Origin of the sequence: Psychrobacter urativorans (assembly GCF_904846695.1) — a bacterium.
GTDB lineage: Bacteria > Pseudomonadota > Gammaproteobacteria > Pseudomonadales > Moraxellaceae > Psychrobacter > Psychrobacter urativorans.
In genome coordinates this window covers 50,727-77,378 of sequence record NZ_CAJHBR010000012.1, presented here as the reverse complement: position 1 = coordinate 77,378, position 26,652 = coordinate 50,727, and the positions used below count along the sequence as shown (strand labels likewise).

At 42.2% G+C, this 26,652-nt stretch carries 19 protein-coding genes; 8 read left to right on the top strand and 11 right to left on the bottom strand.

Annotation, left to right across the window (positions count from 1 at the left end; genetic code table 11):
- Positions 1 to 35 precede the first annotated feature (35 nt).
- From rph to JMY09_RS09220, 4 genes are all read right to left on the bottom strand, one after another.
- On the bottom strand, positions 36 to 752 hold the full coding sequence (gene rph / locus JMY09_RS09235; protein WP_201623298.1) for a ribonuclease PH: 717 nt from the start codon (positions 750 to 752) through the stop codon (positions 36 to 38).
- Positions 753 to 1,248: 496 nt separating this feature from the next.
- A complete protein-coding gene (locus JMY09_RS09230; RefSeq protein WP_201623297.1) occupies positions 1,249 to 2,973 on the bottom strand; it encodes an AMP-binding protein in 1,725 nt (574 codons plus the stop codon).
- 373 nt (positions 2,974 to 3,346) lie between these two features.
- Complete coding sequence (locus JMY09_RS09225) at positions 3,347 to 5,080, bottom strand: AMP-binding protein (protein ID WP_201623296.1); 1,734 nt, start codon at positions 5,078 to 5,080, stop codon at positions 3,347 to 3,349.
- Positions 5,081 to 5,374: 294 nt separating this feature from the next.
- Positions 5,375 to 7,171, bottom strand: coding sequence for a vWA domain-containing protein (locus JMY09_RS09220; RefSeq protein WP_227677256.1), 1,797 nt, complete (start codon positions 7,169 to 7,171; stop codon positions 5,375 to 5,377).
- A 466-nt stretch (positions 7,172 to 7,637) separates the two neighbouring features.
- Here JMY09_RS09220 and parC point away from each other — a divergent pair, with 466 nt between their 5' ends.
- The gene (gene parC, locus JMY09_RS09215; RefSeq protein WP_201623295.1) at positions 7,638 to 9,944 is read left to right on the top strand and encodes a DNA topoisomerase IV subunit A; all 2,307 of its coding nucleotides are present in this window, start codon (positions 7,638 to 7,640) and stop codon (positions 9,942 to 9,944) included.
- Between the two features lie 85 nt (positions 9,945 to 10,029).
- Positions 10,030 to 10,530 (top strand): hypothetical protein, encoded by a 501-nt coding sequence (locus JMY09_RS09210; RefSeq protein WP_201623294.1) that lies wholly within the window; start codon positions 10,030 to 10,032, stop codon positions 10,528 to 10,530.
- Positions 10,531 to 10,617: 87 nt separating this feature from the next.
- Here JMY09_RS09210 and JMY09_RS09205 read toward each other — a convergent pair whose 3' ends face one another.
- Positions 10,618 to 11,154 carry an REP-associated tyrosine transposase gene (locus tag JMY09_RS09205; protein ID WP_201623293.1) on the bottom strand — a complete coding sequence of 179 codons (537 nt, stop codon included), beginning with the start codon at positions 11,152 to 11,154 and terminating at the stop codon, positions 10,618 to 10,620.
- Between the two features lie 208 nt (positions 11,155 to 11,362).
- Here JMY09_RS09205 and JMY09_RS14695 point away from each other — a divergent pair, with 208 nt between their 5' ends.
- The 5 genes from JMY09_RS14695 (at position 11,363) to JMY09_RS09185 (ending at position 14,671) form a co-directional block, all read left to right on the top strand.
- Complete coding sequence (locus JMY09_RS14695; RefSeq protein WP_265088012.1) at positions 11,363 to 11,491, top strand: hypothetical protein; 129 nt, start codon at positions 11,363 to 11,365, stop codon at positions 11,489 to 11,491.
- A 42-nt stretch (positions 11,492 to 11,533) separates the two neighbouring features.
- Complete coding sequence (locus JMY09_RS09200; protein WP_201623292.1) at positions 11,534 to 12,280, top strand: hypothetical protein; 747 nt, start codon at positions 11,534 to 11,536, stop codon at positions 12,278 to 12,280.
- A gap of 68 nt (positions 12,281 to 12,348) precedes the next feature.
- Positions 12,349 to 12,669 carry a YbbR-like domain-containing protein gene (locus tag JMY09_RS09195; protein WP_227677255.1) on the top strand — a complete coding sequence of 107 codons (321 nt, stop codon included), beginning with the start codon at positions 12,349 to 12,351 and terminating at the stop codon, positions 12,667 to 12,669.
- A 79-nt stretch (positions 12,670 to 12,748) separates the two neighbouring features.
- Complete coding sequence (locus tag JMY09_RS09190) at positions 12,749 to 13,597, top strand: Cof-type HAD-IIB family hydrolase (protein ID WP_201623291.1); 849 nt, start codon at positions 12,749 to 12,751, stop codon at positions 13,595 to 13,597.
- 237 nt (positions 13,598 to 13,834) lie between these two features.
- Positions 13,835 to 14,671 (top strand): Cof-type HAD-IIB family hydrolase, encoded by an 837-nt coding sequence (locus tag JMY09_RS09185; protein ID WP_227677254.1) that lies wholly within the window; start codon positions 13,835 to 13,837, stop codon positions 14,669 to 14,671.
- Positions 14,672 to 14,776: 105 nt separating this feature from the next.
- Here JMY09_RS09185 and JMY09_RS14690 read toward each other — a convergent pair whose 3' ends face one another.
- The 3 genes from JMY09_RS14690 to JMY09_RS09175 form a co-directional block, all read right to left on the bottom strand.
- Positions 14,777 to 14,911, bottom strand: a complete 135-nt coding sequence (locus JMY09_RS14690) for a hypothetical protein (protein WP_265088011.1) — start codon at positions 14,909 to 14,911, stop codon at positions 14,777 to 14,779.
- Between the two features lie 545 nt (positions 14,912 to 15,456).
- The gene (locus JMY09_RS09180; RefSeq protein WP_201623290.1) at positions 15,457 to 15,720 is read right to left on the bottom strand and encodes a hypothetical protein; all 264 of its coding nucleotides are present in this window, start codon (positions 15,718 to 15,720) and stop codon (positions 15,457 to 15,459) included.
- A gap of 75 nt (positions 15,721 to 15,795) precedes the next feature.
- Entirely contained in the window at positions 15,796 to 16,593 is a 798-nt protein-coding gene (locus JMY09_RS09175; RefSeq protein WP_201623289.1) for a 3-oxoacyl-ACP reductase, read from the bottom strand.
- Between the two features lie 406 nt (positions 16,594 to 16,999).
- On the opposite strand from JMY09_RS09175, the gene JMY09_RS09170 reads away from it, so the two are divergent.
- Positions 17,000 to 18,130 (top strand): ABC transporter substrate-binding protein, encoded by a 1,131-nt coding sequence (locus tag JMY09_RS09170; protein WP_256932936.1) that lies wholly within the window; start codon positions 17,000 to 17,002, stop codon positions 18,128 to 18,130.
- A 182-nt stretch (positions 18,131 to 18,312) separates the two neighbouring features.
- Here the strand turns inward: JMY09_RS09170 and JMY09_RS09165 are convergent, their stop codons facing one another.
- From JMY09_RS09165 to gltB, 3 genes are all read right to left on the bottom strand, one after another.
- Positions 18,313 to 19,548, bottom strand: a complete 1,236-nt coding sequence (locus JMY09_RS09165; protein ID WP_201623288.1) for an FUSC family protein — start codon at positions 19,546 to 19,548, stop codon at positions 18,313 to 18,315.
- Between the two features lie 251 nt (positions 19,549 to 19,799).
- Positions 19,800 to 21,221, bottom strand: coding sequence for a glutamate synthase subunit beta (locus JMY09_RS09160; protein ID WP_201623287.1), 1,422 nt, complete (start codon positions 21,219 to 21,221; stop codon positions 19,800 to 19,802).
- A 206-nt stretch (positions 21,222 to 21,427) separates the two neighbouring features.
- A complete protein-coding gene (gene gltB / locus JMY09_RS09155; protein ID WP_201623286.1) occupies positions 21,428 to 25,891 on the bottom strand; it encodes a glutamate synthase large subunit in 4,464 nt (1,487 codons plus the stop codon).
- Between the last annotated feature and the right edge of the window lie 761 nt (positions 25,892 to 26,652).

Genomic DNA, 26,652 nt, shown 5'->3' with positions numbered 1-26,652 from the left:
AATAAAACAAAATCACCAGTACTTACTACTACTACTTACCAGCCTAAAGCTGTTTTTTGCATAATGATAAGCTCAGCAATGCCTTTTTCAGCTAATGCTAACATATCATCTGCTTGCGCGCGGGTGAATGGCTTCTCTTCAGCAGTCCCTTGTAGCTCAATGAACTCGCCTTTTTGGGTCATCACTACGTTTAGATCAGTATCACAACTGGCATCTTCTTGGTAATTTAAATCCAAATACGCCACGCCATCTTTCATACCGACGGAGACCGCAGCCACTAAGCCAATTAACGGATCGGCTTTTAGCTTTTTAGTTTTTTGGATAGTTTCTAGGGCATCAATTAGGGCAATAGCTGCACCAGTGACACTAGCAGTACGAGTACCGCCATCTGCTTGGAGTACATCACAGTCAAGGTAGATAGTATTTTCGCCTAACTTGCTGAGATCTATCATCGCTCTTAGGCTACGACCGATCAAGCGTTGAATCTCTTGGGTACGTCCTGACTGCTTACCACGGGCAGCTTCGCGTTGATTACGAGTATTAGTGGCGCGCGGTAACATGCCATATTCGGCAGTGATCCAGCCTTTACCTTTGCCTTTTAGCCAGCGCGGGACACCGGACTCAACACTGGCAGTACACAATACTTTGGTATCGCCAAAGCTGACCAACACTGATCCTTCAGCATGCTTGGTATAATGACGCTCAAAGCTGATCGAACGAAGTTGGTCTAGCTCACGGTTATCAATACGCATAAGGTATCCTAGTATAGAAATAATAAATAGTTTTAGAGGGCTAAACAATGAGTGATCATATATTTTTCAATGACATAAACAGCGCTTGTTATCAGACAAATGCAGCCTTTACTGCTAGATATAGAGCTATTAACGACAATATCTTGTAATGATTGAGGACAAAATAACTGAGATATCCTAACGTGACCTCGATTCAATAGCAAGAAAAGCAGATAGCAGTGATACTTTATTAAGCCTAAATCCTAACTATAATCAACGGGAACTGCAACCGATTTAAACCCTAGCCAAGGTAAAATAAAACACTGCGGTGAATATCTAGGCCTGTTACTAAGGTTAAGGCTATAGCGACTACCAAAACTTATTCTAATAGCGCTATAGCTTTTTACAATTGCATTGCTGGTCTGACAACTGGGTGGTTGCAGCCCTAATTATTGGCTAAAAAATCACAGCAGCTGAGTTAATGGCTGATGACAAACGACAAACGATCAATATTTGATTATTCTAAGCCTTCCATCTTACGTAATTCTTTACGTAGTATTTTGCCTACATTAGATTTTGGCAGTTCAGTGACGAACTGTATGTGACGAGGACGCTTATAGCCAGTCAATTGTTTTTTGCCGAAATCTATTAGCTCTTGCTCAGTAACTTCGCCTTTTTTGACCACAAATAGCTTCGGATCTTCACCACGCTGATCGTTGGGTATGCCGATAGCTCCACACTCTAAGACTCCTGGATGCTCAGACATCACTTCTTCAATCTCATTGGGATAGACATTGAAGCCTGAAACAATAATCATATCTTTTTTGCGATCGACGATTTTAATAAAACCTTTTTCGTCCATGATGCCGATATCACCAGTTTTTAGGTAGCCATTAGCAGTAAAAGTTTCTGCGGTCTCATCCGGACGGTTTTGATAGCCAATCATCACTTGTGGGCCTTTTACACTAACCTCTCCACGCTCACCGATAGCCACTTCATTTTCTTCGTCATCGATTAATATGACATCAGTACTAGAAGCAGGTATGCCGATTTTGCCAGTGAACTCAGCGATGGTCATCGGGTTAAAGGCTACTACTGGCGAAGTTTCAGATAAACCATATCCTTCAACGATAGGTAAGCCGGTGATTTTGTGCCAGTCTTTAGCTACGCTTGGCAATACCGACATCCCACCACCGATAGCTGCTTTTAGATTAGAGAAATCTAAGTTTGCAAAGGCTTCTTTCTGGACTAAGCCATTGAACAAAGTATTTACCGCTGGGATAAAAGATGGCTTATATTTGCCCATCTCTTTGATGAGGCCATCTAGATCACGAGGGTTAGGAATTAATAGTCCCGCATAGCCTTTGTACATGCCATACATACCACAGACCATAAAGGAGAACACATGATAAAGTGGCAGTGCAGTCAAGATAACGTTATCAGCAGTAGCATCATCTTCAAAGGCGCTATTCATCAAAGCGTTAATCTGTAGCATGTTGGCCACTAAGTTGCCATGCGATAACATAGCCCCTTTAGCAACGCCAGTAGTACCACCCGTATATTGTAACAATGCCACATCACTGAGGTTCAAGTCAGGGCGCTGATATGCGCTAGCTGACTCTTTACCCAAAGCCTCCTTAAAGCTAGTGCTATGGGGCAAGCTATAAGCAGGGATCATTTTTTTGACATAGCGAGCTGCTAGATTGATTACCGTGCCTTTTAGCAGACCCAGCATATCGCCCAGCTTACAGACCACTACATGCTTAACTGCGCCTTTGTCTTCGGCGTCTTCATAAGTTTTTGCAAAGTTCTCAACGATGAACAAAGCTTTAGAGCCACTGTCATGCAGCTGATGTGAAAGCTCACGGCTGGTATACATCGGATTGACATTCACTAGTACCATACCGGCACGAATAATACCCAAAGCCACCACCGGATACTGCAAGATATTCGGCATCATCACTGCGACTTTGTCCCCTTTGTCTAAGCCTAGAGATTGCAGATAACTGGCTATTTGGCGGCTATATAAGTCCAACTCTTTAAAAGTAATAGCAGCGCCCATACAGATATAAGCGGGCTTTTTACCATAGCGACGGAAGTTGCGCTCAAAGACTTCTAGTAGTGAGGTTTCGTCATCAGGCATGTCGATAGTCGCATCGATATTATAACGTTCATAAGCAGCGAGCCAAGGTCTATCGCTCGGAATATTCGGCATCGTAGGGAATTGGGTAGCGTGTGCCATCGGTTGATTATCCTGTGCTTTATTGTAGTTGACTGGCTTATAATCTAGGGTTTTGAGTTCTATAAAAACTTATATTGATATCAATTTATAGCAAAAAACTATGCCTAGGCTACTGATTTTGAGCCTGTATTTGCTGGCACTATAGCAGTTTTGTGGTAAATTCTCTAGCATCAACACTATCGATCTATAGCCTTATCATCCTATCTTTTATAGTTTACTCTTGCTCAAAACTTTGACATAAAAAAATGATAAAGCAGTTATTAAGCTGCCTTATCATCCATTTATTTAATGCTAACGCAGTAGTGAGTGAGTTATAGCACTGAAGCAGCTTATACTTATATAGCTATTAGCAACTCACTATAACCACCCCGTACTAGGCATTTTTTTTCTCTTCCATCGTACGCAGATCCTTATGCAAAATTTTACCAACGTTTGATTTAGGCAGCTCATCGATAAATTCAACATAACGAGGACGCTTATAGCCAGTTAAATGCTCTTTAGCATAATCGAGGACTTGCTCCTCAGTTAAGCTGGCGTCTTTACGCACCACAAAAATCTTCGGTATCTCGCCACTCTTCTCATCGGGAACGCCGATAACGCCACACTCTATGATCTGAGGATGACCCGCCATCACTTCTTCGACTTCATTCGGATAGACGTTAAAACCTGATACTAAGATCATATTCTTTTTACGATCGACAATAGTCACATAGCCATCATCAGCCATAATGCCGATATCACCTGTTAAGAAGAATCCATCGTCAGTCATAGATTCACGAGTCGCCTCTTCACGCTGCCAATAGCCTTTCATCACTTGTGGACCGCGAACCCCTATTTCGCCGCGCTCGCCTAACTCTACTTCATTACCAGCATCATCTATGATAGCGATATCAGTTGAGGGCATAGGTAAGCCTATAGTACCGCTAAAGCTTACACTAGTAATAGGGTTGGCGGTCGCTACTGGTGAGGTTTCAGAGAGACCATAACCTTGTAGGATAATATTGCCAGTGATTTGACGCCATTTCTCTGCCGTATCACTGACTACCGCCATACCACCGCCCATAGAGACCACTAGCTTACTGTGATCCATACTTTTGAACTCTTCATTATTAGCTAAAGCATTGAATAGAGTATTGACTGCTGGGAAGAACGAAGGTGGATTGGCTTTGTAGGCTTTTATCAAACTATCAAGATCGCGTGGATTAGGCACTAGTAGACCAGCACAACCGCGATAAATACCAAACATACCGCAGACAGTGAAGGAGAAGATGTGATAAAGCGGCAAAGCGGTCAGGATAACAGGCTGCTCACCTCTTTTATCGAACTCGTCAAAAGCGGTGCCTAAAAAAGTATTACTTTGTACTAAGTTAGCCACTAGATTCTTATGGGTCAGCATAGCCCCTTTGGCCACACCAGTAGTACCACCGGTATATTGTAGTACCGCAATGTCTGCCAGACTGATATCGGTTGGACGCTTGTATTTACTGGCAGAAGATTTTTTTAGCATCGCTTTAAAGCTGACACTGTTAGCAATATTGTATTCTGGGACCATTTTTTTGACATGACGAACGACAGCATTGACCATAAAGCCTTTAAGCGTACCCATCATGTCGCCCATACCAGTAATGACCACATGCTCGACTACTTTGCGACCTATATCTTGATAAGTTTTAGCGAAGTTTTCTACCATGATCAATGCTTTGGCATTGGAGTCTGTTAGTTGATGCTCAAGCTCTTTAGTAGTATACAAAGGGTTGACATTCACTAAGGTCAGGCCTGCACGTAATACACCGATGACCGCAACTGGAAGTTGCAAAACATTAGGCATCATTACGGCTACTTTATCGCCTTTGACTAACCCTAGAGACTGCAAATAAACGGCTACTTGTTTGCTGCGTTCATCCACTTCTTTAAAGGTAATGGATGCACCCATACATATAAAGGCGGTTTTATTACCATATTTGGCAAAGCTATTCTCAAAAATATCAATCAGCGAGGTATTATCGGCTGGCATTACGATATCATAAGTGAGCCCAAGATCTTCGTACGTTTTGAGCCAAACTTTTTTATTATGACGGGTTGGATTGCTTGGCATTTGATTGTCCATAATCTGGTTTCTCCTAATGGTAATATGCTGAATAGCCCTTTATTCTTTAACATACACACTTTGCACAGACTACTCAATACAAAAGATTGCTACTTCAGTCCTTAAAGACACTTGACCTTTAATATCATTGGTTAGATCAGTATATTGTTATAAAGCCCTCACCTTATTGACTAAGCTCGTCTGCCCAAGTAAGGGGGCATTTGTTAATAGCCTTAAGCACTTTTAACAATCAATAGCCCCAACTTATAAGCAACTAGGTATAAGTTGGAGCATATTTTTATGGTTAGCTTGTCTTTAGTTATGGTTCTTAAGAGCGTCGGCCAGTTCAGTTAAGATAACAAAATTACGCCGTATACCGTCTGTATCACTGCTCGGCTGGCTAGTGATGCTTTTACTAGCCAACTTACCGCTATCCCTAAAGCTCCACTCGTTGATATAATCGCTTTGAGCTAAGCGCTGCGCGAATCCGGCGACTGCAATGGCAAATTGGGTATCGATATTAGCATTACTCAAGTCACGATTATTATTGATAATAGCTTGGCTAATGAGTTTAGAGCTGCCCCCTTCAGGAGACTTGTAACGTATTTTTAGCAAGCCCAGCTCATTGGCTTGTTGCGTAGTAGCTACTGTTTTATCCCGTTTATCACTGGCATAGCGCCGCTCACTATAGAGACCAACTTGGCCGGTCGGCGTGACTTCAAATAGAGCAACCACTGCTTTTCCCGCGCCTAACTCGCCAGCATCAACTTTATCATTATTAAAATCTTGCTCGTTAAGCACTCGGTTTTCGTAGCCGATTAAGCGCCACTCACTAACCACAGCCGGATTGAACTCAAGCTGAATCTTCACATCTTTGGCTACGGTATTGAAAGTCGCTCCTAGCTCATCAGTAAAGACCTTTTTAGCTTCTGTCAGACTATCAATATAGCTATAGTTGCCATTACCATTATTGGCCATCTGCTCCATCATATAATCATTCAAATTACCGCGACCAAACCCTAAAGTTGATAAAGAAATGCCACGATCACGATTGGCTTTAACTAAATCTAGCATTTCATTGACGTCACTAATGCCAACATTAAAATCACCGTCAGTGAGCATGACAATACGATTAATACCCTTTTTTTGCATCGCCTGTTCAGCTTGGTTATAAGCGAGCATAAGGGCGTCTTCACCATTAGTCGAGCCTGCTGCCGTCAAGCTATCGATAGCCGCTATTATTTTTGATTTTTTATCACCACTAGTGGCAGGTAAGGCGACGCTAGTACTACCAGAATAAGTGACAATGCTAACGCTGTCTTGCGCCCGTAACTGCTGAGTTAGCAGTTTAAGAGAGGCTTGTGCTAACGGCAGCTTATCGTTGGAGGACATAGAGCCAGAGACATCAACTAAAAACACTAAATTCGCTGGCGGCAAGCTAGTATTACTGGCCGTTGCCAAGCTAGTATCGACCGCCTTGATAGCGACTTTGACAATCTTATTACCTTGATCGGCTCTATCCCACGGCGAATCAACCACTTCGGTGGCAACCATGAAGGGTGCACCTGCTACGCGCTTACCATCAGCGAATTGGTAATTGAAATAGTTGATCAGCTCCTCAGCACGTACGGCGTCAACTGGCGGCAGCCGACCTTCATTAAGATAGCGGCGCACGTTAGCATAGCTGCCAGTATCAGTATCTATAGATAAAGTAGCTACCGCCATCTCACTAGTCTTATGTACTAAGTTAGGTTTTATATCCTGATAATTATCGCCTGACTGAGACTCTGCTACTATAAAGGGCGATGGTCGGACTATCTTGCTTTGTGGCACAGCACGGATGAGCATACTAGGGTTAGCCGCGTAATCAGCGCTAGCCATTTGTTGCGGTGCTGCTGTTGCTGAGACCACTACAACTGGCGCTGGAGCAACAGCTTGAGTATTAGTGGGACTAGCACTTGTACTAGCAATGGTACTGACACTTTCGGCACTAGATTGAACCATCTGTTGCGTGCTACAGGCGCTCAGTCCTAAGCCAGCTAGCGTCGTTAACACTAACGCTTTGCGAGTCATAATAGTTATACGAGTATGAGCTAACTGAATTGATGACATGAGTGGCGTCCTGTTTAGTGAGGAGATAGTTATCATTGCTCTAAAGTCATAGCTCTAAAGTCATTGCGGACTACTAAGTACCGCTTCAGCGATAATGCCTTTGCAGCCCCAGTTACTAGCTGCTAATCAACTAAGTAAATAATAAAAAACCATTAAAATCACTATACTAATCTTAGGGGATAAAAGCTATAAACAAAATCAGCATTGGCACGTCATGACCTGTCGTTTATTGTCATAGATGGCTTTTTAATTGCGGCAATATCCTTTACGATAGCGCTAGCTTATTTTATTTTTGGCCTAGATGTTGAACGCACTATGCTAATTAGGCCAAGCGCCTTTGAATGCATGATATTTATATTTATTCTACTTATAATAATAAATACTTATCTAGTTAACAGTAGACACTTTATACGTAGCACCCTATTTGCAGCAAATTTTTGATCACTATAAAAGCGAAATTTATTCTATGTCTGATATTATCGATAACGATACTCCCCTTCTAGCGGACGATGCGCTAGACACGCGCTCAGTAGCCGAGTTTACTGAGCAAGCCTATCTCAACTATGCCATGTACGTCATCATGGATCGCGCACTGCCCAATATTGCTGATGGTCTAAAACCTGTCCAGCGCCGCATCATCTATGCCATGAGCGAGCTAGGTCTTAAGTCTACAGCTAAACCCAAAAAGTCGGCACGTACTGTCGGTGATGTGCTGGGTAAATATCATCCGCACGGCGATAGTGCTTGTTACGAAGCTATGGTACTCATGGCGCAGCCGTTTAGTTATCGCTATCCGCTGATTACGGGTCAAGGGAATTGGGGTAGTCCTGATGATCCCAAATCCTTTGCTGCTATGCGCTACACTGAAGCTAAAATGTCGGCTTATGCCAATACTTTACTGGCAGAATTAGGGCAAGGAACAGTTGATTGGCAAGATAACTTCGACGGCACTATGCAAGAGCCGACTACTCTACCTGCTCGCTTGCCTAATATATTATTGAATGGTACTACTGGTATTGCCGTTGGTATGGCAACTGATATTCCACCGCATAATCTTAATGAAGTAGTCCGTGCGGCTATCCGTCTGCTCAAAAACCCTGAACTATCGGTTAAGCAGCTCACCCAATCAATACCAGCCCCAGACTTACCTACTAGTGCCGAAATCATCACTAGCAAAAAAGATCTGCAAGCGCTGTATGAGACTGGACGTGGCAGTTATAAGATGCGCGCCACTTACCATATCGATGATAAGGAAAAGAACCTCGTCATCATCGATGCGCTACCTTATCAAGTCTCGGGTAATAAGATCCAAGAGCAAATCGCTAAACTAATGACCGATAAAAAACTGCCTTGGGTAGTCGATATTCATGATGAATCTGATCACGAAAACCCTTGCCGTATCGTCTTGGAGCTACGTTCTACCCGTGTCGATGTGCAACGAGTAATGAGTCATCTGTTTGCCACTACTGAGCTGGAGAGTAACTACCGGGTCAACATGAATATGATTGGCTTAAATGGTAAGCCACAAGTCAAAAACCTAAAAGATATCCTAGAAGAATGGCTAGTCTGTCGGCGCTCAGTGGTCGTACGCCGCTTGCAGTACCGCCTCGATAAAATCGATAAGCGTCTGCACATTTTAGCCGGCTTACTGATTGCTTATCTTAATATCGATGAAGTGATTCGCATCATTCGTGAAGAGGAAGATCCAAAGCTGGCGCTGATGCAAGGCTATGATCTGAGTGAGATTCAGGCCAATGCCATCTTAGATATTCGTCTGCGTCAATTAGCAAAACTAGAAGAATTCGAGCTTAGACGTGAGCAGGATGAGCTAGTCGCAGAACGAGCCATTATTCAAGAGTATTTAGATAATCCTGAAAGCCTAACTGGTTTGATTATTGATGAACTTACTGAAGATATGAAAGCTCATGGCGATAATCGCATGTCACCACTAGCAGAGCGTGAAGAGGCACAAGCGCTAAAAGAGTCTGATCTAGTACCGAGCGAGCTGATTACGGCTGTGCTGTCAAAAGCTGGTTGGATACGTGCTGCCAAAGGTCATGATGTTGACCCTACCACTATGAGCTATCGCTCTGGAGATGGTTACCAAGCTTATGTGCGTGGCAAGTCTAATGAGAAGATCTATGTCCTTGATAGTACTGGACGTAGCTATAGTATTGACGCCCATAATTTAGCCTCCGCGCGTGGTCAAGGCGATCCATTGACTAGCGTGCTGAAGCCACCAGCTGGCGCACACTTTGAGCAGCTATTAACTGGCAATAATGAGCAGCGTATTATCCTTGCCAGCTCGCAAGGCTACGGCTTCATCAATACCATTGGCAATCTTGATAGCAATCAAAAAGCCGGTAAAAACATCATCACTCTAGCGGCTGATAGTCGCCTATTACCAGTCGCTCGTATTGATGCCAATGACAATGTTAGTACTAATGCTAATAGCAGCGATGATGGTTCTGTAAAAGCTACACCTGATCATATCGCCGTGGTAACTAACGCTGGCTACTTATTGATCTTTGCTTTGGATGATCTGCCTGAACAAGCCCGTGGTAAAGGCAATAAGATGATTACCTTAAAAACTGATGAGGAAGTGCTGGCTATCACCCCATTGAGCAAGCAAGATAGTTTAATCATTACCGCGGGCAAACGTCATGTGACCTTAAAACCGATGGACTTAGCGAATTATACTGCCAAACGTGGCAGCCGTGGTGGCCAGTTGCCAAGAGGCTTTCAGAATGTGACTAGTGTTGAGGTAGGGTGATTTCGTATTTTTTGCGTTTAAAATGCTAACCTACGATGGCTCAACTGTACTCCATTCATTTGATATAAACATAAAAGAGAACATTATGAATAAAGCAAAGGATGAACTTAAAAAGCAATTTTGGAATCAGTTTATTCAAGCCAGAATCTCAGGTTATGATAATATCTATGCAAATAATAGTACAACTAGTAAGAAGGGTATAGTAAAGCAAACTGAGTTCAATGGCGTCAGCGTGTATGTGAACTTAAATCAAACTAGTGTAAATGTTACTCTGGTTATTTACTCAAGTCCTGAAGTTCCTAGAAAATCTAAGCTTTCAAAAGATGAAAGAAATGCTATTAGTTTAGAGCAAAATATTAGAATTTTCGAATACTTACAGCAAAATTCAAACGAGATTCAAAAACACTTCTCTGAGAAGATGTACTGGAAGGAGTCACCCTATATAAGAAAAGTTGCCGTCATCAGTAATGATAGTTGGCAGTATGAGAAGCAAAGTGAATGGATTGATATTAATGCTTACCTCATCAAAACTAGTTACTTGTTAAAAGAGTCAGTTGAAAAAGTTCTGTTAAACTATAACAAGTAATTATTTTAACTATCGAGATATAATTAGCGTAGGCTGGGCTTTTAGCCCAGCAAACCATGCCAAAAAACTGAACTCAAACCCCTAAAATCAATCATAATCTAAATTAAACCCGTCAATACCTACCCCACCCCAATCAGAAGAATAAAACCCCTCATCTACACATTTTTTAAAAGTCGAATACGGCCAATCAATAGGACGCTCCACATAACCATGTTTGACTGCATTGTAATGAATATAATCAATATGGCGTTGGTAATCTAACTCATCCCTGATTCTATGTTCCCAAAATCGCCTTTGCCAAATACCGCGTTCACGCTTTTTAATTCTAGAATGATTTATTATTTCATCATCTGACTTGGTTATCTGACGAGAAAAATGAGTTTTTAAACTTGAAATAATGACAGCATAATTATCGCTTTCTTCTGCTAAAGTAATCAGCATATGGATATGATCAGGCAATAATATTAGCGCATGAAGTTGAAAATTATGATTTTGTTTGGTTATTCGATAGGCTTGTCGAAATTGATTAGCATGAGTGGTAAGAAGTTGGCTTTTTCGATCTAATAAATTCATGGTGAAAAAATAAGTGCCACCTTTACAGTTGTTTCTAAGGTAGTTTCGCATATTTTTTACCTTTATTTTGTCTGCCTAGATAGAATGCTGGGCTAAAAGCCCAGCCTACGGCCTAGCTTGTATCTAATTATAGCGTGAGAAAATCCGTTACAGAATAACCGCTTACAAATGGTTAAGGCCACTTCTATAATCACTAGTAATCACAGTGCTAAAATAATCCTTGCCTTAAGCAAGGCTGCTTTAATACAAAAGGACACTCATGCCCACCTTAAACAAAACCAAAAGCTTAGAAAACATCAACCCCGTCTCTATCCCCACGCCAAAAATGATATTTTTTGATATTGACGATACCTTAAGCCGTGGTGGCCAGTTACCAAGAGGCTTTTAGAATGTGACTAGTGTTGAGGTTGGAGGATTGGGAGTTATTTAAATGGACTTAAATTCTGCGCTTAGCGTTACTCAGATAGCGTTCCTCGACGAACTAGTAGAGCTTATGATTGAACACTGGAGAATCGATGAACAAGAATATGGTTTTTACAGCTATTATATCGAAGAGTGGCAAAAACAGGGTTACTACCATGACGCTATGCTTTATTTTTGGTATTACGAACCAATAGAAGGTTTAAACTCTAAACAAGTTGATAACTTCAACGGTTTTATAAAGGTTGTCAATGGCTTAGGGTTTACATTCCCATCAACTGAACAAGCTCTAACTATTAGTACATTAAGATATATTGAACGTTTGAAAAGCTCTTGTAATGTTGAGGATAGAACAGAGGCCATATTAAATTTATGGCAAGCCATAGATGATGGAGATGCTATTAACATAGATAATTTTTATAAAAAATTTAACTTAATGAGAGCTGAGCATCAAATTATACAAGACGGCAAGTGGTACAAGTTTGATAAAGTGGGATTTGAAAACTCTTATCAAGATATTCTAAATAGAAGTGATTTGTGGGAAGCACAATATCCAGAAGGTAAATTGGGAATATATGAGCAATTGATCTACGATGGTGAAAGTGTGGAAAATCAGGCAGATAGTATTTCATACCAGTATAAAGAAATTATATCAGGAGCTTCAGAATTCGATAAACCAGAAATAGAGTGTAAAAATTCTATACGTTCTAACGTATTAGATATCATACATCGGATAAAGCGTTTTTTGCAAAAATGACTGTTACTAACATAACAGCCGTAGGCTAGACTTTGAAGCAATAGATATGATTTTGGGAAATATAAAAAATGAAACTAAGCAATAGCTTTAGCGGCGCACTAAGAACTTTCGTTTATTTCATGTCCAGTGGCTCTCAGAATACACTAGAAGGTATCGATTATTTAGATTTGTACGGAAGTGATCCGAGTGCCATAGAACAAGTCTTTGCAATCTATGTCAATGTGTTGGAATTAGATAAGAAAGGTAACGTTTTAAACGCTAAGTATGCAGAAAAACGTGCAACTGATTATTTGAGAGCATACTGTGATCCTAACTTCAGCGCTGATCCGCCTTACGAAGATTGGGAAACAGCGTTATATTCACCTCCACCTCTTAACGACCAAATTTAAAGTAGCTAGCATAGGCCAGGTTTTTAACCTAGCAAACGATATAACAAGAAACCTTAATAATATTAGAAAAAGGACTTCCATGCCCACCTCAAATCAAACCAAAAGCTTAGAAAACATCAACCCCGTCTCTATCCCTGTTCCAAAAATGATATTTTTTGATATTGACGATACCTTAAGCCGCAATGGTGAGATTGCCCCGCATAATAAAGCCACCCTTGAAGCACTGGCCAAATCAGACTTAAATATCAAACTGGTTATTTCAACGGGACGCTCAAAGCCGATATTACCGCTAGATATCCAAGCGCTGCTTGCAGACAATGTCTTAGATGCCATCATCTGTATGAATGGGCAATACAGCTTTAACAACCAGCAGGTGATTAGTGACTACCCGCTAACTCTTAGTCAAGCGACTACCATTGCAGGACTGTGTGTTGATAGTGCGTTAATCTACAAGTTTGATTCTGCCACCCACATTGCCTGGTCAGATTTGCATGACTGGCAAAATAGATATCACGATAAAATTAAAGACGTAAGCCTAATTGATCCTGAGTATTGTAAGGCAAACACTGTCTATCAGTGCTCGGTATTCTTTGATGATCAAAACCAGAAGATGCAGGACGTTAATTTTGCTAAGCACAACCTAAAGCTGGTGCATTGGCATGACGCTATTGGTGACATCTTGCCCGTAGATGCCTCAAAAGCGCGTGGTATTTTAGATGTATGCGCTCATTTCGGTATTGATGCCGCTGACTGCATGGCATTTGGCGATGGGCTCAATGATTTAGAAATGTTTGATTTAGTCGGCTTTGCAGTGGCAATGGGTGATGCTAAAGACGAGCTGAAGGAGCGTGCCAACCTCATTACTGGCACCATTGAAGAGCAAGGCATTCAAGGGGTATTGAATCCTATTATGCAAAATTATGCTTGATCAGTTTAGGCTGACCTTTTGGTGCAGTAAATTACATAAATATGAGCCTGATAATCAAGATAGCGAGCAAAGCCAGCTTATTACCTGCTATGTTGCAATGTATGCTTACTGGCTCAACCGCATTACAGGATAAGCGCTAGGTAGGCATAATAGGCAAGCATTACTTTATAGCTATTTATTTAATGGTCTAGGCTGATTATAGTAACATTTGAATAAATAGAAAATAATAGGATCACCATGTTTATTAAAGACAAAGTTGCCCAAGAGATTATGAGTAATAATATCCCTACGCCTAAGATCATATTTTTCGATATTGATGATACTCTGAGCCGTAACGGAATTATTGCCGAGCACAATAAAGCCACGCTAGAACAACTTGCCAGCAGTGACATCAAGCTTATTATCTCCACAGGACGCTCTAAAGCAATATTACCCTCTGATATCTTAGCGCTACTCGATGCCAATGTATTGGACGCTATTATCTGTATGAATGGTCAATACAGCTTTAATAAGGATGGCATTATCAGCCATTACCCTTTATCAGAGGCGCAAACTAATAAGATTGTGAACTTATGCCACAAAGGCGATCTTATTCATAAGTTTGACTCAGCCACTCATATCGCTTGGTCAAAAGAGAACGAGCGTTTGCGCGAATACAATGCCATAACGCCAAACTCTATTCTTGATCCTGATTATTACAAGTCAAATACCGTCTATCAGTGCTCAGTATTTTTCAATAATCAACAAGATAAAATGCAAGAGGTTGACTTTGCTCAGGATGAATTGAAGCTGGTACATTGGCACACAGTAGGTGCTGACATCTTGCCAGTAGACGCCTCAAAAGCACGCGGTATTTTAGATGTTTGCCGACATTATAATATTGACGCGCAGGATTGTATGGCGTTTGGTGATGGCATGAACGATTTAGAAATGTTTGATTTAGTTGGCTTTGCGGTGGCAATGGGTGATGCTAAGTCTGAGCTAAAAGAGCGTGCCGATTTGGTCACAGGCACTATTGAAGAGTATGGTATTCAGGCAGTGCTTGATCAGTTGTCTGTGGGGCAGCAGGCTTAAAGTTTTGACAGTTTCGTAGGCTTAGCTTTTGTAGGCTGGGTTTTTAACCCAGCACTCTGACTTTACAAGGTTTTAATACAGAGTTAAAAACCTAGCTTGCGCTGCTTAATAAAATCTATTACGGTCAGTATAAACCTCTTTTATAAAATCAAATCCATGCCAAAAATCAAACATCCATGCACTAGTGACACCAAAGACTGTTTTTAGTCCATTGTCGACCTCCCAACCCCAACTATACATAATATTTATCTTTCTATAACGTATTTCAGACTCACAAAATGCAATAGTCGATAAATAACTACCTTTGTTGTCGTAAATCTTTGCTAGAAAATTTGTATTTTCGGATCGTCTTTCTTTATCGAAAATTATAAAATTTTTCATGATATATAACGTAATCATATTCAAAATCAACTTCGAAGTTGCTTAACAATTCTTTTTTTCAGAAGTATTGAGTTGCATTTCTTTCCCTATTATTAGCTCATTGCAGACCTAATGAATTCTAAAATCTAGCTATTAAACGGTGCTCGGGGCGCACCCTACTCGACACTTTAACGACCTCAAATGTATATCAGGTTTTTATTGTTGCGCGAGCGAGGACGGAAGCAGCAGAGCACTGCCTGTTCGTATGGCGAGAACTATGTTCTGCTCTTGCGTGAGGGACGAGCGCCGAGGCGAACCCTTAAAGTAATATTGCCCATGGCCCGCATATTTCTATCGGTTAAAGAACGCAATGCTGAGGCCATGCTGTTAAATCCTTGTTTTTTTTTGGCTAAACTTAGACTCAATCAACCTCGCCCCATGACCAATCCATAAACCCAACTGCCTAGCTTATAAAGCCCCATAGTTATTACTATAAATAGCACAGCAGCTAGCGAATAAGCCAACCACGTTGGCATGTTAGTCAGCCAAGCCATAGTAAAAGCCACCCCAAGATAAGTTTCTAATGGCCAGCCTAACAGCGGCGTATCCATACCGGTATTAAAAAAAGCCATAATGGCACATAGCCCTATCACCGCGCTGACTACTCCAGCGATTTTGCGATTCCTCATTGCATCTCTCTTATTTGTACCTTAAAACTTATTATTGACAATTTATCAAAGCCTATTAAGGTCTATCAAGGCGTATCAAGGCATTGTCAAACCGCCATCAACAGCAATAGACTGACCAGTAATAGCTGCACCCAAATCAGAGGCCATTAATAGTACTGAATTGGCAAAGTCTGCCACGGAAGTAGCTTGACGCAAGGGCGTAGTTGTCGCGATATAATCAAACACCTCTTCGGTAGTTAATTTGCTAGCATCAGTCGTTTTTAGCAACCCGCCTGCCAGCAGATTAACGCGAATACCATATTGCCCAAGCTCAGCCGCTAAGTTACGAGTGAGCCCAATCAAGGCCGATTTGGCAGTAGTATAGTCATAGTAAGTCACTACTGGGTTATACACTAAATTGGTAGAGATATTGATAATCTTGCCCATCTGTTGAGTTTTCATCTGGGGCAATACCGCTTGCACTGTATTGACAGCGCCTCTGACGATACCATCTATCTGCTGCGAAAAATGCGCCCATTGCACGGTTTCGATGCTAGTATAATCAGCACTTGGATTGAACTGGTAGCTTGGCAAAGCGTTATTAACTAATACGTCAATGCGTCCAAAGCGTTCGATAACTTGCGCTGCCATAGCCTGCATTTGTGCTAAATCTGTCACATCTCCTTGGTAAGCAAAAGCTTGTCCACCTGCCTTTTCAATCTCTGCTACGACTTGGTCAGCAGCCTGTTTGCTCTTAAGGTAATTAACGCAAACGCTTGCGCCTGCTGCGGCCATTTGCTGAGCGATTTGCGCGCCCAGTCCACGGCTTGCGCCCGTAACAATGACTACTTTATCGCTTAGCAAAGCTGGTATAACGGTCTGATTGTTAATCATAGTTGATTATCCTATGGGGTTTTATTATTATCAATTCAGTAGCGACTACCTACCGATTAAGTAAGGCTTGTTGAATGATAGACCACAGCAGTGTCTAGTTGTGAAGGGTCAACAGCGCCTAATAAACACTAAAAACGCTGGCTTTTATAACTCAGTTTAACTAGAGCAAAAAAAGCCTATCATAGCATGGTTGCTTACTGGCAGTGGCCCAGTCAACCCTTGACTACTAGTTAGACTTTGGTTAAAACCTCACAGATTCAAAGCGTTGCCCTTTAAATTATGCCATGTTATAACCATAACAGTAACATTGTAGCTATTAGCGGCTCTTAAAAGCCTAGTTAGCCTACTGCTACTTACTTGTTAAACCTCTATTTTTATTGATTTGTCTTACTTTAGGAGAGTTAATTTGACCCAGTCATCATCCCACCTATCTATGCGCACCGCCACTCTTACTAGCCTATTACCCAAAGCATTATTATGTGCAGCTATGGGACTAGCTGTTGCTAGCTGTAGCAACTCTGATAAGGCACCAGCCGAAGGTGCAGCTGCTGCTAGTAAGGTAACCCTTAATCTATATAACTGGTCGGAGTATATGCCACAAGAGATTCTTGATGGCTTTGAAAAAGAGACTGGTATCAACGTCAATTACACCACATTTGACTCTAATGAGGCAATGTACGCTAAGCTCAAGCTCCTTGATGATTCAAGCCAATACGACCTTGCTATCCCCTCAACTTATTATGTCGAAAAAATGGCCAAAGAAGGCTTATTACAAGAGCTTGATAAGTCGAAACTAAGTAACTTTAAGAACTTAGACACCTCATTTACTAATACCAAAGTTGATCCTGAAAATAAGTACTCGATTCCCTATATGTGGGGCAGTACTGGCATAGCTATCAATGGTGATAAGTTCGACCCTGCGACTGTCAATAGCTGGAATGATCTATGGCGCCCTGAGTACAAAAATCAGGTCATGCTGATGAACGATATGCGTGAAGTATTTGGCATGGCGCTATTGACCTTGGGATATTCTGGTAATAGTAGCAGCCCTGATGAGATTAAAGCTGCTTACAACAAGCTCATTACTTTGATGCCTAACGTTAAGACCTTTAACTCAGATGCTACTCGTATCCCTTATATCGAAGGCGAGACCAATATCGGTATGACCTGGAATGGCGAAGCGGTGATGGCTAATAATGAAGGCTTAACCAGCTTAGTCTATAAGTACCCTAGCGAAGGGGCAATATTGTGGATGGATAATTTTGTCATTCCAAAGAATGCTAAAAACGTCGATGCAGCACACAAATTTATCAATTATTTATTACAGCCTGAAAATGCCAAAATAGTCAGTGAAGAGATAGGCTATGCTTCACCAAACTTAGCCGCACGTGAGCTGATGGCAGATGAAGTGCGTAACAATAAAACAATCTATCCCAGTAAAGAAACTTTAGCGAAAGCTGAGTTCCAAGAAGATGTCGGTGATGAAGCCCTGCAAATTTATCAGCAGTATTGGGACAAACTAAAAACTGGTCGTTAATAGCATCACTACCATTAGTTAAATAATGGCGCAGATAAATCCGTGCCCTAGTTAATCAATGAGTGAGTTAGCTATAGCTCAAATAACTGCCTTAAAAAATAAAAAACGCTACCTTTGAAAGGTTAGCGTTTTTTTATGCTTAACTATTTGTAAATACTGGGCGCTTAGCAGCGTTCGTATCTTTATAAATGCAAATCAGCTTCACTGCCCTTCTTTTTAATTCGTCGTTGTTCACGGCGTTGATATCGAACCCCAGAGCCTGCAAACCAGCGTGACTTAGTGGATTGTAGTAGATCGCTAAGCTCTTGTAGTTGTGATTGTAAGGTTTGAATCAACCAAAAGTAACCTTGCCATTCAAAGCTCAAATGCTGCACGCTTGGATATTGCGATACCTTAATACGAGTAATAGGACGAAACACCTCATTATTAGGACTGCGCAACACTGCTGCTATATGACGCATCGCTTGGGTCAGCTCACGCTGATAGTGCAACAATAAGATATGATTATCCTCGTCAATCTCGATGTGAGCTAATCGTGGTGCAGCGCTCAATAGTAGATCAATAGTGCCTATCATATTGCGATGACTACGCTGGATGGTTTCTATCGCTTCTTTATCTACCCCTGTTTCGCTAGCAGTGGCGGCAATATGTGGCCGCATTGCTAACAGTCGCTTATTGATCTGCTGTAGGGCTTTGATTAAAGCTTTATTAACCGGTATATCTGGTAGAGCGTTTTGTGCAGCATAACGGGTAGCTGTTACCTCTAGCGATTTTGAGTGCTGTAAAGGCTCGTGAGTCAGCACTTCGGGATTGATATGGCTACCTACGCTAGCGTAAAGATTACTACAGTCATCAAGATTGCTAGCCAGCAAGAACCGATACATCAAAGTGGACTTTAGCGGTAATATCAAAGTCGCACCTACGGCTATAATGGCACCGAATAGAATATTAAGGGCTCGATACAGACCATCCTGACCGATATTACTTTGATCGGGATTTGAGATAATCATCAACATAGTAATGCCAGTCAATAGACCAATATAGCCAAGTTGCCTGACTGACATATAGCCAATAATACTACTGATAATCCCAATCAGTAGATAATAAGCCCAGAGCCAAATGCCAATATCTTTACTTAACCACAAAAACCCTAACCCGACTATCACTCCTAATAAAGTGCCTAATATGCGCTCTTTAGCCTTAGTATAAATCGCGCCTTGATACTGTAACAAACCCAATATCACAAATACGGTAATAGTCGTCCATTCGCCATGGGGGAAATGACTGATCTTATTCAGTCCTAAAGCAATAACTACTGCAACGCCTAAACGTACCGCATGCAAAACATCGGCGTGCTGGTAACGCGAATAAGGTTCAATAATTGGCTCAGTAATCCATTGCCAAATCGCTAATTTCACGCAAAGGCACTCTTATATAAAAAGAAATATAAAATACTCGATAAGCATCAAGGATAAATCGTTAGTGATACGTCGTTAGTAATGCATCATTAGTAATAACTACTAAGGATAAAATATAACATATTTACCAAAAAATAACGCCTTCTACCTATTAATAGATAATGCAGCTATTAATAGGTAGAAGGCGTCATAAACTAAGGCTAGCCACAGCTTATCAAACCATGGCTGATGGCTCGTATTACTGTATAGAACTATACGGCTAAGAAGTCCAAAATACCTTCAGCAGCTTCGCGGCCTTCCCAAATAGCGGTTACTACTAAGTCAGAACCACGAACCATATCACCGCCAGCAAATATCTTAGGGTTATTGGTTTGGAACTTAAAGGTTTGCTTTTCAAGCGCTAGTACCCGCCCTGAGCTATCCATCTCAACTTGTTGACTGCCAAACCAATCGGCAGGGCTAGGACGGAAGCCAAAGGCCATAATTACCGCATCACAAGCAATGATCTCTTCTGAATTAGCAATGGGCTCAGGACGTTGGCGACCACGGTTGTCTGGAGCTCCTAACTGGGTTGTGATGACCTTGACCGCATTTACTTTGCCATTGAGACCGATGATCTCGGTAGGTTGGCGATTGAATAAGAACTCTACCCCTTCCTCACGAGCATTGACTACTTCACGGCGCGAACCTGGCATGTTTTCTTCATCACGGCGATAAGCACAGACGACCTTTTCAGCACCTTGACGGATACTAGTACGGTTACAATCCATTGCGGTATCACCGCCACCTAACACGACTACTTTTTTACCTTTTAGATCGATGTAGTCTTCTGAACTCTTTTCCCAGTCATTGCAACGATTGACGTTAGCAATCAAGAAATCAAGCGCATCGTGCACCCCGTCGAGCTCTTCACCAGCGAAACCACCGCGCATATAAGTATAAGTACCCATACCCATAAATACAGCGTCATAGTCATTCATTAGCTCATCAATACTAATGTCAGTACCGATTTCAGTCTCAAGACGGAACTCAATGCCCATACCTTCAAAGATAACTCGGCGATTGCGCATGACGTCTTTTTCCATCTTGAACTCTGGAATACCAAAAGTTAAAAGACCACCAATCTCAGGGCGCTTGTCAAACACTACCGGAGTCACTCCGTTTCTGACTAAGATATCAGCACAGCCAAGACCAGCAGGGCCTGCACCAATAATAGCGACTTTTTTGTCTGTCCAAACCACTTCTGACATATCTGGACGCCAGCCCAGTGCAAAGGCCGTATCATTGATGTACTTCTCAACATTACCAATAGTCACTGCGCCAAAGCCATCATTAAGGGTGCAAGCCCCTTCACAAAGCCGATCTTGTGGACAAACTCGTCCGCAGACTTCAGGTAAAGTATTAGTGCGATGACAGAGTTCGGCAGCCTGAAAAATCTGTCCTTCAGTAGCCATTTTTAGCCAATTAGGAATATAGTTATGTACGGGACATTTCCATTCGCAATACGGATTACCACACTCTAGGCAACGATGTGATTGCTGAGCTACTGCCTCACTTTCAAATGGAGTGTAAATCTCTACAAACTCAGTAGCACGAGTGACGATGTCTTTCTTGAGCGGCTCTAACCGTGGTACATCTAAAAACTGATAACTGTTCTCTAAACGTTTTGCCATAATATTATCTCTTCTATAATAGGCTTTTCTAGAGTGGGAAGTGGTGAGCCTCTAGCAACGTAGGGACTGTTGACCGATACGCTGCTAGATAGCAAATAACACTACTGACCTGCTGGAAAAATTTAACTATTGAGGGTTAATGACTCAATACTGTATTTACCTAAAAACTTATGTAAAATCTTACCTTAACTGGTTAACTGACCCTATTATTGTGGATCAGCCATGGTAGTTTTAAGTACGCTTACTAAGCTGGCAGCCTTAGGCTTAACCAAGTAGAACTTACGCACATAATGCTCAAAGTCAGCCAATATAGTCTGTCCCCATGCACTGTTGGTCTTGCTAACGTGGTTCTCGATTACTTGTTGCAGATAAATACGATGCTCTTCAGTCTGCTCACTAGAGATACGATTTAGATCGATCAGCTCGTGGTTACAGCGATCAAAGAAGTCGCCTTCCATATCGAGGACATAAGCAAAACCACCCGTCATACCTGCACCAAAATTAAGGCCAGTAGGTCCAAGAACGGTGACAATACCGCCAGTCATATATTCACAGCAATGATCCCCAGTGCCTTCGATGACTACTTGAGCACCGGAGTTACGTACCGCAAAGCGCTCGCCTGCCGTACCCGCAGCGTATAGCTTGCCACCAGTCGCACCATAGAGACAAGTATTGCCTATGATCGCTGTGTCATGAGCAACAAAACTAGAATCTTTGGGCGGATAAATGACGATCTCACCACCTGCCATACCTTTACCAACATAATCATTAGCATCGCCTTCAAGCTCGATGTTTAATCCACCAGCGTTCCAGACTCCTAAGCTTTGTCCAGCCGTACCGGTTAGATGCAGATTGATAGGCATATCACTCATGCCTAGATTGCCCCATAATTGAGCAATCTCACCAGAGATACGAGCGCCAATCGAGCGGTCACAGTTGCCAACAGAATAGCTATAGTCACCGCCTAATCCTTTACGGATATTTAGTAGCATATCACTGATCATTTGCTCAGCGAGTAGACCTTTATCAAAGGGCGCATTACGCTCTACTTGGCAAGTTTGTGGCTTGCCTGCACTAGCAGGATGGCTGAACAATAAAGGCGTTAAATCAAGATGACGCTGTTTATCAGTATTGCCTTCTAATATCTCCAGTAAGTCAGTACGGCCGACTAACTCTTCCATACTAGGCACACCTAAGGCGGCTAGCCATTCGCGAGTTTCAGTAGCGACAAACTTGAAGAAGTTAATCAACATTTCAGCTTCGCCGATATAATGCTGATCACGTAGCTCAGCTTTTTGAGTGGCTACCCCAGTCGGACAATTATTCAGATGGCAGATACGCAAGTACTTACAACCAACTGCAATCATAGGCGTCGTGCCAAAACCGAAGCTCTCTGCCCCTAAAATAGCAGCTTTTACCACATCGAGACCTGTTTTGAGGCCACCATCAGTTTGGATGCGTACTTTGTCACGCAGACCGTTAACTCTTAGGGATTGATGAGTCTCAGCTAAACCCAGCTCCCAAGGTGAACCAGCATGATGGATAGAGGACAAGGGTGAGGCCGCCGTACCGCCATCATAACCTGAGATAGTAATCAGATCGGCATAAGCCTTAGCTACTCCAGTAGCAATAGTACCGACGCCTGGGCGTGACACTAGTTTTACTGATACTAAGGCGTCTGGATTGACTTGCTTAAGATCAAAGATAAGCTGGGCTAAATCTTCGATCGAGTAAATATCATGATGCGGTGGTGGCGAAATTAAGGTCACCCCTGGCACTGAATAACGTAAGCGTGCAATCAAGGCATTGACCTTACCACCTGGTAGCTGACCACCCTCACCTGGTTTCGCCCCTTGAGCAACTTTTATCTGCATCACTTCTGCTGAGCGCAGGTAAGCAGGAGTCACCCCAAAGCGCCCTGAGGCTACTTGCTTAATCTTGGAGTTACGCAAAGTACCGTAACGTACTGGATCTTCCCCGCCCTCACCAGAGTTTGAGCGCCCACCAATAGTATTCATCGCCATAGCGATAGACTCATGGGCTTCAGGAGATAAAGCACCTAATGACATACCCGCTGAATCGAAACGCTTCAAAATCTTAGTGATGTCCTCAACATCATCGACAGCGATAGGATTATCAGTTTTAAGCTGTAGTAAATCGCGTAGGGTTGCCACTGGACGGCTATTAACTAAGTCAGCATAGTTACGATAGTTCTCATAATCCCCAGTGCGTACCGCTGTGTGCAAGCTGTTAATCACATCAGGGTTAAAGGCATGGTATTCTTTATTGAAAACAAACTTGAGTAGACCGCCTTGATCGAGAGGCATACGACGCTTAAAAGCATTAGCAGCTAGCTGCGCTTGATCGGCCGCTAAATCCTCAAAAGTGGCCCCTTTAATCCGGCTTTGCACCCCTTTAAAGCACATAGCGACTACTGGCTCAGAGAGACCAACCGCTTCAAACAGTTGCGCACCTCGATAAGAAACAATAGTAGAGATGCCCATCTTCGATAAAATCTTTAGTAGCCCTTTATCTAAACCTTTACGGAAATTGACACGCGCTTGAATCGGATCACCCAGAAGCTCGCCAGTCGCTACCAAATCATCAATGACGTCATAAGCCAAATAAGGATAAACACAAGTCGCCCCAAAGCCGATCAGTACTGCTACTTGATGCGAATCCCGTGCCAGTCCAGTCTCAATGATCAAATTGGCATCAGTACGAATACCTTGCGCAATTAAGTAGTGATGAACCGCACCAGTGACCATAATGGCATTGGCTGGCACTTTGTCAGCGCTAATATCTTTATCAGACAATACGATGAGGGTCTGACCCGCTCTAATGGAAGCAGCTACTTGCTCACAAATAGTAGTAATAGCCGTAGCTAAATCTAGATTCAAATCATAATTTAAATTAATACGTGCGATTTGAAAGGCGGTATCATTAAGGTTCTCAATCTGCTGCATTTTGCTCGCAGATAACACAGGCGACGAAAGAATAATGCGATGAGCGTCTTTAGCAGAAGGCGCAAACACATTAGTCTGCGCACCAAGGCAAGTTTGTAATGACATTACAATCGATTCGCGTAAAGGATCAATCGGCGGATTGGTCACTTGTGCAAACTGCTGCCGAAAAAAATCACCAACGTGACGGATTTGCTGTGATAGTACCGCCATTGGTGTATCGTCACCCATAGAGCCTACTGGCTCTTGACCATTCTCAGCGTTGGGGCGAATAATTTCGGTACGCTCTTCATTAGTTACGTGATACATTTTTTGCAAAGTCTTTAGCGCCACACCACGACAAGATTTTGCCGCTAGCGCTTCTTCGATACGCTCATCATCACGAATACGTGTCGCTTGTTCACGTAACCATTTGCGGTAAGGATGGGCTTTTTTTAATAACGTGGCGATGGTCTTGTTATCCATAATCTGACCCGTCAAGGTATCGATAACCAACATCTGACCAGGGCCAACTCGACCTTTGGCAAGCACATCCTTAGGGGCATAGTCCCAAACGCCAATCTCCGATGCTACGGTGATATAGCCGTTCTTAGTAGTGACCCAACGTGACGGGCGCAGGCCATTACGATCGAGCATACACACCGCATAACGACCATCTTGAATCACTAATCCTGCTGGCCCATCCCATGCTTCCATATGCTGCGAATAAAATTCATAGAAGGCGCGTAAGTCCATATCCATACTATCGACATTTTGCCAAGCTGGTGGCACTAGAATCGACATTGAATGAAATAAACTCATACCACCTGACATCAGTACCTCAAGCATATTATCTAAGCTTGAAGAATCTGAGCCACTACTATTCACTAGCGGTGTTAACTCACTCAAATTTGGTAATTTAGCTGATTTTAATTTTGGCGTACGAGCCTCAGACCAATTACGATTACCAGTGATAGTATTCAATTCGCCATTATGGGCCAAATAACGAAATGGCTGTGCTAAAGGCCAGCGTGGTAAAGTGTTAGTCGAGAAGCGTTGATGAAACACTACAATATGTGAGGCCAAGCGCTCATCTTTTAGATCCGTAAAGAACGCTGGCAAATCTGACGGCATTACCAAGCCTTTATAGATAATAGTTTGGCAGTTTAGCGAGCAGACATAAAACAGCTCATCTTCGGTTAGACGTTGCTCTGCTTTTTTGCGTGCTACAAATAACTTACGATTGAAGTCTTCACTGCTTAAGTTAGCAGGATCATTAACGAATATCTGTTTAAATGCGGGTAGAGTCTCACGACCAATCTCCCCAACGATAGTTAAATCAACTGGTACTTCTCGCCAGCCAGCTACTTCTAAATCTTGCGCAGCGATCTCTTCTGCTAGTACTTGTTCGCTATACTTAGCTTTGGTCTCGTCCAAATTGACAAATACCATCCCTACTGCAAAGTTATCAGTAATGGTTAACTGCTGTTCAGCAGCAATAGCTTGAAAAAATGCTTTAGGAGTGGCTAGTAGCAAACCGCAGCCATCCCCCGTTTTGCCATCGGCAGCAACACCGCCGCGGTGAGTCATACAGCTGAGACTATGAATGGCAGTCTTAACTAAATCGTGACTGGCTTGTCCCTCAATGTGAGCGATTAAGCCAAAACCACAGTTATCAGAAAAATCATCTGGAGTGGCCAGATGTGTGTGTGATGAAATCATTGACATGGCTAGTCCTTTTAAGTGAGCGAGCAGTTCATGGCTACAATGCGTAACATGTACTGAATGACGCAGTTAGAACGGGCTAAATTATTCTAGTATCCGGATCAAAAACTGAATTCGTACACTGCATAATATTGTTGATACGAGTCGTTAGTAATTATCCGTTTGGTTTGCAGCAGAACGGTTAGCTACTTGGCAAAATAGCTCAAGCGCTAATAGTTGATTGATGGTGTATGTGGGTGAATGACACCGTAAATACGATAGGAGCGATGATAGAGTGATGGCTATTGAACCGATAATAATCTACTTATCAACGCTCGGACATTAAACGCTCTAAGTTCAATCACTTCTTTAACCCAAATAAGGACTATAAATAAACAGAAGAGAATTAGCGATTACTTGACCTTTGTGATCAACAGCAATTAATAACGCTTAGAACAGTGAGAGACGAAAAATTTACCCAAATAGGCAGTATTTCCAACAATTTACCATAACTATACAGAATAAGTCCCTTAATCATATTAGTTAATGATAGCGAAAAAATCTAGTCTTTTTTACAAATCATTGGATAGTTATAGTTAATTACTGGCGTAAAATCAGATAATAACGTCAGTGGCTAACTACTAAAAATGAAGACTAAATCACTGTGCTACTTCTATAAGTAACTAGGCGATACCAGTGACTGACCGACATTATTCTGCAAGTATTATGAATGATTCTACCTTTAATATCCGTGCTTGTACTAGCAAAAACCTCACCAGTCACTT

What these genes read in the sequence shown, in the direction of transcription:
- rph (WP_201623298.1), bottom strand. Translation starts at nt 752, where the DNA reads ATGCGTATTGATAACCGTGAGCTAGACCAACTTCGTTCGATCAGCTTT.
- JMY09_RS09230 (WP_201623297.1), bottom strand. Translation starts at nt 2,973, where the DNA reads ATGGCACACGCTACCCAATTCCCTACGATGCCGAATATTCCGAGCGAT.
- JMY09_RS09225 (WP_201623296.1), bottom strand. Translation starts at nt 5,080, where the DNA reads ATGGACAATCAAATGCCAAGCAATCCAACCCGTCATAATAAAAAAGTT.
- JMY09_RS09220 (WP_227677256.1), bottom strand. Translation starts at nt 7,171, where the DNA reads ATGTCATCAATTCAGTTAGCTCATACTCGTATAACTATTATGACTCGC.
- parC (WP_201623295.1), top strand. Translation starts at nt 7,638, where the DNA reads ATGTCTGATATTATCGATAACGATACTCCCCTTCTAGCGGACGATGCG.
- JMY09_RS09210 (WP_201623294.1), top strand. Translation starts at nt 10,030, where the DNA reads ATGAATAAAGCAAAGGATGAACTTAAAAAGCAATTTTGGAATCAGTTT.
- JMY09_RS09205 (WP_201623293.1), bottom strand. Translation starts at nt 11,154, where the DNA reads ATGCGAAACTACCTTAGAAACAACTGTAAAGGTGGCACTTATTTTTTC.
- JMY09_RS14695 (WP_265088012.1), top strand. Translation starts at nt 11,363, where the DNA reads ATGCCCACCTTAAACAAAACCAAAAGCTTAGAAAACATCAACCCCGTC.
- JMY09_RS09200 (WP_201623292.1), top strand. Translation starts at nt 11,534, where the DNA reads ATGGACTTAAATTCTGCGCTTAGCGTTACTCAGATAGCGTTCCTCGAC.
- JMY09_RS09195 (WP_227677255.1), top strand. Translation starts at nt 12,349, where the DNA reads ATGAAACTAAGCAATAGCTTTAGCGGCGCACTAAGAACTTTCGTTTAT.
- JMY09_RS09190 (WP_201623291.1), top strand. Translation starts at nt 12,749, where the DNA reads ATGCCCACCTCAAATCAAACCAAAAGCTTAGAAAACATCAACCCCGTC.
- JMY09_RS09185 (WP_227677254.1), top strand. Translation starts at nt 13,835, where the DNA reads ATGTTTATTAAAGACAAAGTTGCCCAAGAGATTATGAGTAATAATATC.
- JMY09_RS14690 (WP_265088011.1), bottom strand. Translation starts at nt 14,911, where the DNA reads ATGTATAGTTGGGGTTGGGAGGTCGACAATGGACTAAAAACAGTCTTT.
- JMY09_RS09180 (WP_201623290.1), bottom strand. Translation starts at nt 15,720, where the DNA reads ATGAGGAATCGCAAAATCGCTGGAGTAGTCAGCGCGGTGATAGGGCTA.
- JMY09_RS09175 (WP_201623289.1), bottom strand. Translation starts at nt 16,593, where the DNA reads ATGATTAACAATCAGACCGTTATACCAGCTTTGCTAAGCGATAAAGTA.
- JMY09_RS09160 (WP_201623287.1), bottom strand. Translation starts at nt 21,221, where the DNA reads ATGGCAAAACGTTTAGAGAACAGTTATCAGTTTTTAGATGTACCACGG.
- gltB (WP_201623286.1), bottom strand. Translation starts at nt 25,891, where the DNA reads ATGTCAATGATTTCATCACACACACATCTGGCCACTCCAGATGATTTT.